Source organism: Actinoplanes teichomyceticus ATCC 31121 (assembly GCF_003711105.1).
Taxonomy (GTDB): Bacteria; Actinomycetota; Actinomycetes; order Mycobacteriales; family Micromonosporaceae; genus Actinoplanes; species Actinoplanes teichomyceticus.
In genome coordinates this window covers 5,906,857-5,919,373 of sequence record NZ_CP023865.1, presented here as the reverse complement: position 1 = coordinate 5,919,373, position 12,517 = coordinate 5,906,857, and the positions used below count along the sequence as shown (strand labels likewise).

The 12,517-nt window shown below is 64.4% G+C and carries 10 protein-coding genes and 1 tRNA gene; 7 read left to right on the top strand and 4 right to left on the bottom strand.

All coding sequences use genetic code 11. The features are described 5' to 3' along the window. Positions 1–459: 459 nt before the first annotated feature. From cmk to ACTEI_RS25885, 4 genes are all read left to right on the top strand, one after another. Entirely contained in the window at positions 460–1,140 is a 681-nt protein-coding gene (cmk, locus tag ACTEI_RS25900; RefSeq protein ID WP_122980039.1) for a (d)CMP kinase, read from the top strand. A gap of 110 nt (positions 1,141–1,250) precedes the next feature. After that, positions 1,251–2,579 (top strand): ribosome biogenesis GTPase Der, encoded by a 1,329-nt coding sequence (gene der, locus ACTEI_RS25895; protein ID WP_239082692.1) that lies wholly within the window; start codon positions 1,251–1,253, stop codon positions 2,577–2,579. A 52-nt stretch (positions 2,580–2,631) separates the two neighbouring features. Next, a tRNA-Pro gene (locus ACTEI_RS25890) sits at positions 2,632–2,705 on the top strand. Between the two features lie 983 nt (positions 2,706–3,688). After that, positions 3,689–4,879 (top strand): DUF262 domain-containing protein, encoded by a 1,191-nt coding sequence (locus ACTEI_RS25885; protein ID WP_145830950.1) that lies wholly within the window; start codon positions 3,689–3,691, stop codon positions 4,877–4,879. Positions 4,880–5,036: 157 nt separating this feature from the next. Here the strand turns inward: ACTEI_RS25885 and ACTEI_RS25880 are convergent, their stop codons facing one another. The 4 genes from ACTEI_RS25880 to ACTEI_RS25860 all read right to left on the bottom strand — a co-directional run bounded on the left by ACTEI_RS25880 (position 5,037) and on the right by ACTEI_RS25860 (position 9,709). Beyond that, positions 5,037–6,218, bottom strand: coding sequence for a site-specific integrase (locus ACTEI_RS25880; protein WP_203723830.1), 1,182 nt, complete (start codon positions 6,216–6,218; stop codon positions 5,037–5,039). Between the two features lie 574 nt (positions 6,219–6,792). Next, positions 6,793–7,350 carry a hypothetical protein gene (locus tag ACTEI_RS37395; protein WP_145830949.1) on the bottom strand — a complete coding sequence of 186 codons (558 nt, stop codon included), beginning with the start codon at positions 7,348–7,350 and terminating at the stop codon, positions 6,793–6,795. A 230-nt stretch (positions 7,351–7,580) separates the two neighbouring features. Further along, positions 7,581–8,798 carry a DUF3631 domain-containing protein gene (locus ACTEI_RS25865; protein WP_122980033.1) on the bottom strand — a complete coding sequence of 406 codons (1,218 nt, stop codon included), beginning with the start codon at positions 8,796–8,798 and terminating at the stop codon, positions 7,581–7,583. Continuing rightward, positions 8,795–9,709 carry a bifunctional DNA primase/polymerase gene (locus ACTEI_RS25860; RefSeq protein WP_122980032.1) on the bottom strand — a complete coding sequence of 305 codons (915 nt, stop codon included), beginning with the start codon at positions 9,707–9,709 and terminating at the stop codon, positions 8,795–8,797. The genes ACTEI_RS25865 and ACTEI_RS25860 overlap by 4 nt, the downstream gene beginning before the upstream one ends. Positions 9,710–9,759: 50 nt before the next feature. Between ACTEI_RS25860 and ACTEI_RS37390 the strand changes: the two genes are divergently transcribed. The 3 genes from ACTEI_RS37390 (at position 9,760) to ACTEI_RS25850 (ending at position 12,110) form a co-directional block, all read left to right on the top strand. Then, a complete protein-coding gene (locus tag ACTEI_RS37390; RefSeq protein WP_145830948.1) occupies positions 9,760–10,176 on the top strand; it encodes a hypothetical protein in 417 nt (138 codons plus the stop codon). 429 nt (positions 10,177–10,605) lie between these two features. Then, the gene (locus ACTEI_RS25855; protein ID WP_122980031.1) at positions 10,606–10,875 is read left to right on the top strand and encodes a hypothetical protein; all 270 of its coding nucleotides are present in this window, start codon (positions 10,606–10,608) and stop codon (positions 10,873–10,875) included. Between the two features lie 83 nt (positions 10,876–10,958). Beyond that, on the top strand, positions 10,959–12,110 hold the full coding sequence (locus tag ACTEI_RS25850) for a hypothetical protein (RefSeq protein WP_145830947.1): 1,152 nt from the start codon (positions 10,959–10,961) through the stop codon (positions 12,108–12,110). Positions 12,111–12,517: the final 407 nt, after the last annotated feature.

Here is a 12,517-nt window from a genome sequence, read left to right as displayed (position 1 = left end):
CGCCGCCGACGGCGCGAGCGGCGCCGCCGACGGCGCGAGCGGCGCGGCCGGCGGCCGATTTTTCGGTACGAGCGGGAGCCCGCGGTCCCGCGGCTTCCCGCGTGGGAGCGGGAGTGTGCGGTTCCGGCGGCGCGGCGGTTTCCGGGGTGCGAGCGGGAGCTCGCGGTCCCGGCGGTTTCCCGGCTGTGATGCGGAGCTCGCGGTCCCGGCGGTTTCCCGGCTGTGATGCGGAGCTCGCGGTCCCGGCGGTTTCCCGGGTGTGATGCGGAGCTCGCGGTCCCGGCGGCGCGGCGGTTTCCCGGGTGCGAGGCGGAGCACGCGGTCCCGGCGCGCGGTGTCGACGCTGGGTGAGCGGGCCGTGGTGATCTCCCGCAGGTGGCGGAGGTGCCCCAGGTTCGCCGGGCGCCGCGGGGGCGGGCACAATGGGAGGGTTGTTGCCGTGGGACGTCAGGAGGAACGGTGGCGCTAGAGGTACGGCCGGCCAGGTGCGTCGTCGCGGTCGACGGCCCGTCCGGCTCGGGCAAATCCACCGTCTCCCGGCGCCTGGCGACCGCGGTCGACGGGGTCTACCTGGACACCGGCGCGATGTACCGCGCGGTGACCTGGGCGGTGCTGCAGGCGGGCGTGGACCTGACCGATCCGGACGCGATCGCGAAGATCGCCCTGGAGACCGAGTTGTCCATCGGCACTGATCCGGCGGCGCCGCATTTCGCCGCGAACGGAACGAACGTCGACGCGCCGATCCGGGGACCCGAGGTGACCGGCGCGGTCTCCGCGGTCGCCGCGGTGCCGGCGGTGCGCAAGCACCTGGTCGCCTTGCAGCGGGCGATCATCACGTCGCACCCGCGGATCATCGTGGAGGGCCGGGACATCGCCTCGGTGGTCGCCCCGGACGCCGATCTGAAGGTTTATCTGACCGCTTCGGCCGCCGCCCGCGCCGCCCGGCGCAGCGCCGAGGACGCCACCGACGTCGCGGCGACGGAGGCGGACCTGGCGCGCCGCGACAGGCTGGACTCCAGCCGCGCCACCGACCCGCTGCGCCAGGCCTCCGACGCCATCGAGGTGGACACCACCGGAATGGGTATCGACGAGGTCGTGCAGCACCTTTTGACTCTGCTCGACAGCAAGGTAAGTAAGTGACTGAGTTTCCCGCCGGCCTCGACGTCAACGATTTCGAGGGCGGGTTCGATTTCGCCGCCGATTCCTCCGCCGACCCGTCGGCCGAGGAGTCCTTCTCCGGTCCGGTGCCGGTGGTCGCCGTCGTCGGCCGCCCCAACGTCGGCAAGTCGACGCTGGTCAACCGCATCATCGGCCGCCGCCAGGCGGTCGTCGAGGACGTGCCCGGGGTGACCCGGGACCGGGTGCCCTACGACGCGCAGTGGAACGGGCGGCGGTTCACCGTCGTCGACACCGGCGGCTGGGAACCGGACGCCAAGGACCGCGCTGCCGCGATCGCCGCCCAGGCGGAGATCGCGGTGCAGACCGCCGACGTGGTGATCTTCGTCGTCGACGTGACCGTGGGCGCCACCGACGTCGACGAGGCCGCGGTCAAGATGCTGCGCCGCAGCCACAAGCCGGTCATCCTGATCGCCAACAAGGCCGACAACCAGAATCTCGAGCTCGAGGCCGTGTCGCTGTGGTCGCTCGGCCTCGGCGAGCCGCACCCGATCTCCGCGTTGCACGGCCGCGGCTCCGGCGACCTGCTCGACGACATCCTGGCCGCGCTGCCGCCGACCCCGCCGGTCGTCGAGGGGGGTCCCCGCGGCCCGCGCCGGATCGCCCTGGTCGGCCGCCCCAACGTCGGCAAGTCCAGCCTGCTCAACCGGCTCGCCCAGGAGGAGCGCGCGGTCGTCGACTCGGTCGCCGGTACGACGGTGGACCCGGTCGACAGCCTCGTCGAGATGGACGGCGAGCTCTGGCAGCTGGTCGACACGGCCGGCCTGCGCAAGCGGGTCCACCAGGCCTCCGGCACCGAGTACTACGCGTCCCTGCGCACCGCCGGCGCGGTCGAGGCGGCCGAGGTCGCCGTCGTGCTGCTCGACGCCGGCGAAGTGATCAGCGAGCAGGACCAGCGTGTGATCACCCAGGTGATCGAGGCCGGTCGCGCCCTGGTGATCGCCTTCAACAAGTGGGACCTGGTCGACGCCGACCGCCGGTTCTACCTGGACAAGGAGATTGACCGCGACCTCAAACGGGTGACCTGGGCGGTCCGGGTCAACATCTCCGCGAAAACCGGTCGCGCCGTCGACAAGCTGGCCCCGGCGATCCGCCGCGCGCTGGCCTCGTGGGAGAAGCGCATCCCCACCGGCGCCCTGAACCAGTGGCTGACCGCCCTCACCCAGGCCACCCCCCACCCGGTCCGCGGCGGCCGCGCCCCCCGCGCGCTGTTCGCCACCCAGGCGGGCGTCGCTCCGCCCCGGTTCGTGCTGTTCACCACGGGCCCGTTCGACGCCGGATACCTCCGGTTCATCGAACGCAAGCTGCGCGAGGAGTTCGGCTTCGAGGGCACCCCGATCGAGCTGTCGGTCAAGCCCCGGAAGAAGACCGGGCCGGGGGGTCGCGGAAAAGCCCACGGGTGAGGGTTGGTAGTCTGTAGGAGATGTCGCGCGGGGCTGAGGTTCGGCGCGGGATCGGGCTGTAGCGCAGCTTGGTAGCGCACTTGACTGGGGGTCAAGGGGTCGCAGGTTCAAATCCTGTCAGCCCGACGATCAAGAAGGGCCGCTTACCTGGGTAAATATCCTGGTAAGCGGCCCTTCTTGGTATCTACCGTGATCCTCATAGTCCTACTAGACGGCTTGGAGTTGGGGACCGTTTGGGGACCGCAAGAGGGCTTTCGGCGAGATCGAGGGCTCGGTATTGCTCCGTCCCCTTGCCTCCCGCGGTCCGCGGCCCGCGGCTGGCTGCCAGCGTGCCCTCGCTGTGTCTACAAAGTCGAAGGGTTTCGAGCTGCCGGCCTCCCGATGCCCTTCAGGGATAGAGTTCTATACGGACCTCCTGGACCGTTGTCCGAGGAGAGAACGCCTTTCAAGGGGGTGAGTGTGAACGGGAGTCCAGGTGCGGCGGACTTAATCCAGTGGCTCAAGACGGTGAATCCCGAGAATTTTGCGAGTCACGCCGTGCTCGATACTGTTCCTTGGATTTTTCGCACGCGTAGTTTGTATATTGACTGGAAGTCGCATTTGGCCAAAGATTTAGAAGTGGACCCCTATAGCCTAATTGTTGTAGGTAGCGCCTGCACTCGATATAGTCTTAATCCAACCAAGGGATTCTCAGAATTTCACCCTGGATCGGACATTGACGTTGCAGTCATTAGTGCCCGACATTTCGATGAAGCGTGGAGAGCTCTGCGATCATGGCCTGCGCAGCCCATGAGCAAGCGGAAGGCGGCCCAGCTAGAGCAGCACCGTAGATCACTGGTCTTTGACGGAACAATTGCCACAAATGACATTCTTTCCCGTCTCGATTTTGGTCCGCAGTGGTCAACTGCCCTCAATAGGGCTGGGAATAGGCCGCCCACGGAAGGGCATTCTGTGAAAACGCGGATATATCGAGATTTTGAATCCCTACGAGAGTATCAAGTGCGAGGCATTAAGGCGCTTCGCGAGAACCTGCTTACCACGATAGCCGATGGCGAGGCGTCGGCGAATCTGTCCTTGAAGGATGACGCTATATCGCCAGAGGAGTTGCGGTGAACCCCGTACCATCTGTCCCTAATGCGCGATTTTTGGACGCTACCCAGCAAACAGTCGCTTGGTTCTGGAAGCGACTCCAATCAGATGAGCTTGAGATGGAGCCGCCCTTCCAGCGAAACCCAGTGTGGCAAGAGGCTCAAAAGGCGTACCTGATCGACAGCATCCTTCGTGGATACCCCGTACCTGAGTTGTACCTTCAGACGACCGTTTCCGCGGATGCGAGTGAAACGCATGTCGTAGTTGACGGTCAGCAAAGAATACGGGCGTGCCTTGAGTTCATCAATGATCTCTACCCTTTGGGCACGGAATCGGGGGAGCTTGCTGGGCAGAGATTCAGTGATCTTGATCCCCTGGTCAAGGAACGCTTCTTTCGCTATAAGTTCGTTGTTCGTTCTCTGCCCGCCCTCAGTGAGGGAGAGGTCCGCGAGATATTCGGTCGACTAAACCGGAACAACGTTGCGCTGAATCGCCAAGAGTTGCGTCAAGCGACATATTGGGGCGATTTTATCTCGTGTGTTACGGAGCTTAGCAAAAAATCCTTCTGGGTGAGGTCGGGGCTCTTCACTGCCAATGATTTCAGGCGAATGCTTGACATTGAGTATGTGAGCGAACTGACGGTTGCTGCCTTGTATGGTGTCCAGAATAAAAAAGATAAGCTGGACAGCTTCTATGCAGACTTCGAGAGCGAGTTTCCTGACCGCGTAAGTGCGGAACGGACCTTCGAGAGGGTCCTGGCTCAGTTGGACCAGGTATTAGACTGGCCGAACCCTTTGCGGTGGTCGAGGAAAGTCGATTTTTATGCTCTCTTCTTGGCGCTTGCGAAGAGACAGGAAGACCTTCCATTCGACCGCGAGGAGGCCAGCCGCGTAGGTGAACGACTTGGCGAATTTTCTAAGCTAGTCGGCGAGGTTCTGTCGCTCAGCGTAGATGCCGGTAAGATTGTGGGATGGCCTTCGCGAGAGGGGCACCTTGCGGGACTTTACGCAAGGGGCGTGCGAAATTCCAGCGACGCTGGCAGTCGGCGCTTGCGCCTCAACTCGCTTGAAGAGTTCCTGTGGCCCTCCGGCCGTGATATGACGGAGGGTAATACTCTGGCCGGAGGTAGGTCGGACTCGCACATGAAGAGGCTGCCGGATCTCGAAACTCTCCTCGCTACGGAAGACGCCGAAGACCCCGAGGACGCCTAGCAGACGACATGGAGGCTTCGAGCGGCGCGTCACTGTCCGCTCGAAGCCCTCATTTCGATTGTTCCGGTGCCGATGCTTTGATCAAACGCATTTAAGGCGGAACTCATTTTGTGACCGAGGAGCCCCTAGATGAGCGCTGAGGGCATGCCCGGCCTCGTTAATTGAACGCTGATCCGGGTGCAGGTATCGCTGTGTGGTGCTGAGTGATCCGTGCCTGAGGGGCTTTCAAATGGGCACTCAACGCGTCTCCCGCGGCGTCGATCGAGCGCTGATCCGGGTGCAGGTACCGCTGTGTCGTGCTCAATGATCCGTGCCCGGCGATCTCGCGCAGCACGTGCACCTTGACGCCGGCGTCGGCCATCCACGTGAGGCCGGTGTGCCGCAGGTCGTGGCGGCGTAGGTGCTCGTACCCCAGTTCGGTGACCACCTCGTCCCAGTGCGTGGCGTCGCGCAGTACGGCGGTGCTGATCCGGCCGCCGCGCGGGCCGGTGAACAGCCGTGTGTCCGGGCCGGACGCGGAGTCCAGCCGCTCGGTGACCATCGGCCTGACCTCTTCGATGATCGGTACCTTGCGGGTGCGTTTGCCCTTGGTGCCCTTGTCGATCAGACCACCCGGGCCGGGCGTGGTCTGCCGCCGCACGGTCCATGTCCAGGTCCGCCGGTCGATGTCGCCGGCGCGGACGCCGGATACCTCGCCGATGCGGGCCGCGGTGCATCCCGCGAACATGACGACGTGTCCCCATCCGGTGAAGTGGTCGTGCGACCTAGCCACCAGCGCATCAGCGAGAGATGTCAACGCCTCCCAGCCCGGGAGCGCGAGCGACCGCGGATCGTCCAACTCATCCTCGGCCTGCTGGTACGCGCGTTGCCAGCCGCTCACCCGCGCGACATTGCGATCAACCACACCGTCCCGCACGGCCTGTTCAAGCACTCTGACCAGCATGGCAAGGGTGTTTTTCACGGTCGATCGGCTGCACTCGTCCTCGATCCACGAGTAGACGGCGCGGTCCACCACACCGTTGGTGATCATCCGCATGGGGATGTGGCCGAGACTCGGCACGATCCGCAGCCGCCAGCCGGCAAGGTACGGATCGAGTGTCTTGCGCTCCAGTCCGCGGGTGGCCAGCGTCATCACGTCCGCGCCGTAGTCGGCGAGTCGCTGAGTGGCCGCGGCAGGGTTGATCCCGCCACTGGCCGCCCGGATCATGCCCTCGATCCACTCGTCTGCCTCTTCCAGCGTCGCGGTGGAGTGCGATTTGGACCGGCGCTCACCGGTCGCGGGATCCTTCCACCGCACGCGAGCCTTGTACGGCTTCGGCCGCCCGGCGCGGTATTCCACGTCCGAGCGGATCTCGACAGCAAGCGGTGGATGTTGTGGAGTGCTGGTCACGCTGCCTCCGGCGTGATTCGACGGCTGACCAGCCATTCCCGTACGTCCGTGATCGAGTACATGATCACGCGCTCGGATAGTTGGATGAACGGGGGTCCCTGGACCGGCCGAGCGGTGCGCCAACGCCGGACGCTCAACGGATCGACTCGGAGCATCTTCGCCAGCTCCTCCGTAGTTATCAACTCGGTGCTGCTAGGAGTGGTGGGCTCGGTGTCGTCCAAGAGCCTTAGTCGCATGGCTAGGTGCCTCCCACAGTGAGCTTTTAGGGCCGCGCAAAACGGCCCTCGCGCCCGTTCTGCGCTTGAGGTCGTCCGAGCGACACCGTACGGGCTGCCGCGATGAAGGGCCGAAGAGTGGCCCGCTGAGAGCGCCGTAGAGCCAAGATCTACCTGTGTAGTAGGTAATTCGATACGTCGATCGGCGGGGCAACTCTCAGCGGGGTCCGACTCCAGCAAGATTGCTTGTGTCTGGAGACGCGTCCGGCCTCGCCGTCTGAAGGCGAGGCCGGACGATCGTGCGGCGGTTAGCTGAAGTGGGATTCGCTGGTTATCGCGGTGTGGACGTCGGTGCGCCAGATCTCGACGGCGATGGTGTCGTAGCCGTACCAGTGATCGGCAGTGATCTGGAGGGTAAATTCGTCGGTGGCCGCGATTTCGCCGAGTTGGGTGATGGCTTGGGTGCCGATGTTGTAGGGCTGGGCCAGTAGAAGTGCTGGGCCGCCGTAGGCCTGCCAGTGGGTGAGGTGGTCCATCCAGCGGCCGAGTCGGTTACAGGGGTCTTCGGTGCATCGGTTGGTGCGGAGCCAGTGCAGTTGTCGGCACCGGCTCTGGGCGAGCCGGAGTTTGTGCTTGTTCGCCCACGTGACCAGTCGTTGACGAGCGGCGATGTCGACGTCGGCGCCGTAGGGCCAATGGAGGCTGCCGAGGATGGGTCGTGCGGCTTGATTGAGTTCGGCGGTCAGGGCTTTGTCTTCAGCGGTGGCGTGTTTCGCGCAGCGCTTCCGGCCGTCGGGGTAGATGAGTCCGGTCTGCCGGCAGCAGTCAGGGTCTGGCTTGGTTGCGGTACCGGTGGTGTTGGCCATGCGGTCTCCGTGACTTTCGAGTCGGGCACGGGTGTCCACAGTAGGTCGTGATAGGTGGGAGAAGACGGTGGTCGGTTGGGGCCAGTTCGTTCATGCAGGGGTTGATCCCCGTGTCTGTGAGGGGTAAGCCGTCCCAGCCGTCCCAGTCGTCCCACCGACATGTTTTTGCTGCTCAAAGCTGGGACGGCTTTTGGGGCTGGGACGGGTTGGGTCGTCCCAGCCCGATCGTGCTAAGCCGTTCCGGTCTGGGGTTGGGACGACTCAGGTCGTACCGGGCGCAGAAGTCGTAACGGGGTTTGGGCTGGGGAAACGTCGTCTCGGGACGACTGGGACGGCTGGGACGGCCCGCCGGGTTCGCTGGAGTCGGCGGGCGGGCAGTAGCGCTGCCACGCATCGGTGAAGGCTTCGCGGTGAAAGCCTTTGACCTGGCCAATCGGCGGTGGAAACCGGATGTTCTGTGAGGTGATCTCGTACTCGCGGAGCAAGCTGCTGAGCTTCATGGAGGTCAGCCCGGTGCTGTTGTTGTAGTCAGCCCACGGTGATTCGGGCAGCGCCTTCAATCGTTCGAGCAGGACGGTGGAGGGTAGTGAGTCGAAGTTGCCGAAGACCGTCCGGCAGTCGATCAGCACTCTGAGCCGGTCGGAGAACTCGGTGTCCCCTTCACGGGCGGCGTTGAGCGCGAGTGCGGCCTTGCGGGCGCGTTCGGGCCAGCTGCGGCCGGCGAGGTCAGCGACCGCGATGAGTGGTTCCCAGGTGTCGGCAGCTCGGTCTTCCAGCGGCATGATCGGCTCGGCATTCTCCAGCGCTACGAGGTTGGGTCGCAGCCACGAGGTCAGTTCGGCGGCGATCTTTTTCAAGGGAGGGCCGTCGCGGCGGGAGCGGAACGGGGACACCTTCTCGGTTGCGGTCCGGCGGCGCATCTTCACGATCACGGCGCGGTCCTCGATCGTGTCGGGCATCGAGCCGATGCCGGCGAGGGCTGCCATGGCGAAGGTCGGGATCTCGTCGCGGTCCTTCTTCTGGTGATCCCAGCGGATCATCGGCCGTCCGCGCTGGTGGCCGGCGTTAAGCAGGCCGCGCAACTCTTCGTTGGCCTCGGCCTGTTTACCGCCGAAGATCGTGTCGGCTTCGTCGAGCAGGATCGTGGGCGGGTCGGTCGGACCGATCGAGCGGCAGATCGCCGCAGTGGAGGCGTTGACCGTCATCAACGGTCGGTAGCAGGTACCGGCCGTGATGTCGAGCAGCCGGGACTTACCGCACCGCTTCTCCGGGGCCTTGATCACAAGGCGGGGTGCGTGGGTCCACGCGTCCTGTGCGTGGGTGGCGGCGATCCAGAGGACCGTGGCGTCGATTGCCTCGGGGCCGGGCAGGATCACGTATTTGATGAGCGCTGCGTGGAGCTGGTCGAGGATGGCCGCTCCGTCGGTGGTCGGGTCGGGTTCGGTCATGCGGCTACCCCTTCGCTCGGTACCGCCTCGGCGCGGAATCCGCCGGTGATGGCGGCATGGATGTCGCGGTGGGTCTGCTCGGCGCGGACACCGGCGTCGTAGAGCGCCTGGTAAGCGTCGGTGCTGGTGAGGGCTCCGGCGGCGACCATGCGGGCCACGCCGCGGGCGGCGCCGTAGAGGGTGGTGCGGCGTTTGCCTTCGCCGGCTTGGGCGACGGCATCGAGGATGGAGGCGAGCAGGGCGGCCGGGGATGAGATGCCCCGCCCGTTGTTGCCGGTGCTCGGCGTGGTGCCGGGCCTTACGGCGGGCAGGTCGGCGGCCGTGGGCGGCTCGGCGGGCCGGCACGCGGCGATCAGCGGCGGGGGCATCTCAATTTCGGCCCGGTGCCCGATCCACCGGTACGGCTGTCGGGTGCCCGGGTGGATCGAGGGGGGTGCGACGACGTACCCGCCATCGGCCTTGATGTCGATGCCGGGGTGACCGCGGTGGTTGAGGTCGGCGGCGAAGGGTCCGCCGGGGTGCCGGTAGTGCAGGTGCCAGCCCCCGGAGCCGGTCGCTGCGCACCGGGTCGGGGGCATCAACTCGGATAGCAGCCGGCCATCGTTGCGCGGGTCGATATCGATCACCACGCGGTTGCTGACGATCCCGGTCCGGATCGCGAGCAGCCCGCCGGGCACGGCCTCATGCATGGCTCGGATCCGGGCGGGGTCCGTGGTGGCGGCGTAGAAGCCGTGGCAGGTCAGGCAGTCACAGTCTTCCGGGTCGTGGAACGGGTCGACGGCGGCTTTCGGGCAGGCGGGGCAATTGGCCACGGGCCGTTTGGTGCGGCCGAGCAGGAAGACGGGGATGCCCTGCTCGGCCAGGTCAAGGGCGGCGTGCAAGAGCCAGGTAGCAGCGGTCTCCGAGCGCACTGGAGGAGTCGGGATGGCTTCCGGACGACGCCGAAGGTGCAATCAAGGATGTGGTTGAAGGAATTCCAAGCGGTCCACCAATCGTCATCACCGAGGGAAGTAGCGACGCGCGCATTCTCAGTGGTGCACTCAAACTCTTGAAGCCACACCTCGAAGGATTTATACGATTTCTCGATTATGACACTGGTGCTGAAGGATCGGCCGTTGCGGCTATCAACATGCTGAAAAGCTTTGCGGCGGCCGGAATCTCCAACCGGATCGTTGCGATTCTTGATAACGATAGTGCTGCCCATCAGGCGGTGTTGACGATGTTGAAAGGCGCCGGGAATCTGCCGACCCATTTCCGACTGATTCACTACCCTGAAATTGCGAATCGCATCAGATTACCCGACGCTTGGGCCGCAGGGGCAGTCAGGGATGGACGTAAATGGCCTCGCAGGCTCTATAGAGCTATACCTCGGCGCTGACGTACTGACTTATCCTGATGGCGGCCTTTCGCCTGTTCAGTGGAAGGGCTATATGGATAAGCTAGGTAAATATCAAGGTGAAATTGTCGGTAAGCGCGCTGTGCAGAAGTCATTCCATGAGAAATTGAAGCGCGCCAGGAGCGATCGTGAGGTGATGACTATGCAAGATTGGTCCGGCTTGACTCAGATCCTGAACCACATCGTCAGACCTTAGCAACGATGTAGCCGAGGCCGTAGCGCGTTGAGTCCTCCTGCAAGGGGATGTCACACATGTCACTCCTGTCACTGAATGCCCTCTGAGCTGGGGAAACTGCGGTGACAGTCCTCAACGTGGTGTCACTCGGTCGCGAGTGGATCGATAGGGCCAGCCGACGAGAATCGATACGATGTCTCAGACGATATGTCTGCCGACCCTCGGGAGGTCCGTCCATGACGGCCCAGCGCGTCCCTGTCCAGCGTGGTGCTCTGTCCGAGCCGTACATCATGATCATGAAGTTTGATCCCAGCAAGGCTGAACTCTCCAAGTTCGGCGACACCTACGCCGACTCCAAATTCAGCCGAGCCGAAGCAGAGCACGACGCGCGGACCGCAGCAGACCAGGCAGCGTTGGAAGGGATCGACGCTCAGTACATCGTAGTTCGGGCCGAAGCTGTAACTGGTTTTGCGTCTTACCAGGTGCCTGGGCATCTAAGTGAGTGACAATCGACCGCGGCAAGTAGGGGGACCGGTGCCGGTCCTTCGGCAGGTACCCGTTCGGTGAGGTGTGTGAAACGCTGGCGTGCATGACGCTGACTGTGCGGTTCGATCCTCCGCGTGTGTGGTACTTCGGAGGTGAGCGGCGATACGACGATGGCGTGGACAGCATCGTCATCAAGCGCGGTGACCTAGCCGTCTCGACCGCAACAGATTTGGTGCGTGCTATGCGGAAGGCTCATCGAGCCGGCTGGGGACTGGGTGCGGTTCAAGTAGATGTGGCACCGGAGGATGAGTATGAGCCGAAGGGGTCGTTCGTCGAGCCGATCTCTTTCGTCCTACTCGTCGATGGGCGACTCGGTGTTCAATGCGATCTTGTCACTGGCGACTACTACGACCCCTTCGACGAGGACGACCACTTCTACGAGAAGGTCGCTACGATCAGCGGGCCGTTCCTGAAGCGTTACGGTGCTCAGCTGGTCAATGCGGTTCCCGACGATGAACGCTCCAGTTCTCCTTATTACCACAAGGCTATCCTGGCGGTTCCGACACGCAGCAAGACGTTGGAGTCGCTCTACCGGATCGGTGACGGAGTAAGGGCGCTCTTCGCGGCTGCGAGCACAGGAGTGCTGACGCGCAGAACGGTTCAAGACCTTGTCGTCGCTGGTCGGGCTGACCTGCTGATCGGCCAGCCGGAGGGGCCGTGGCTCGACGTCAAGTCGGCTCACTACGACCTAACGACCCCGAAGGGGAGGATCTCGTTGGCGCAGGCGGTCAGCCGGTTCGCCAACGCCGAGCAAGGCGGCATTGTGGTCGCGGGGATGGGGACGAAGAAGATTCCCGGCGGTGAGCTTATCGATTCCATCAAGCCGGTCCCGGTAGACACAGGGACCGTGCGGCGATATCGCCAGGCGATCGAGACGACCATCTTCCCCTTCCCAGTTGGCTTGGAAATCCGGTCGGTTGAGACGGGACCTGGCATCGGTCTGGTGACGGTGTCCCTACCTCCGCAGGAGGAAGAACTAAAGCCGTTTCTGGTGCATGGGGCGATCGTGGGCGACCGCGTGGAGGGCGCGTTCATCAGCATCGTGCGGCGCAGTGGCGAGGACTCGATTCCGATCACGGCGGCACAGATCCATTCGACTCTGGCAGCCGGCCGAGCGCTACTGCGTCGCGGACACGTGCCCCAGATCGATCTTCCGCGTCACGGTGAACATGGGGGTTCGTCAGGTTCCCGGTGAAGGTCGACGGCTCACGTTGGCCTTCACCTGGGTGGGTACGAGAGAGCCTTGGGCGAGCGGGAGGTGCGGCAGTTTAGGGACCAGTTGGGGACCACACGTCATGCACGTCCAGGCGCGGGCCTGAACACTTGACATGGAAGCGCACATCAAATACCGCGCTTGACGTGCACAAATGCTTGATCCACCGGCCTGGGGGTCGTAGGGGCTAGGCGCGTCCTCGACGCCCGTTCCACATCAATCGGGGTCCACGCGCGTAAGTCGTTGGACGCACCGTCCACGCGCCGAGGATGCTTGGGGTCGCCTACGGCCGCACGCCAGCGCAGCCATAATGGCCAGGACCGCAGGGACGGACAGGGGTCGGTCCAGCCTTGCTTCCGCGTGCGTCGCTCGGTTGGAATGAGGCGGTG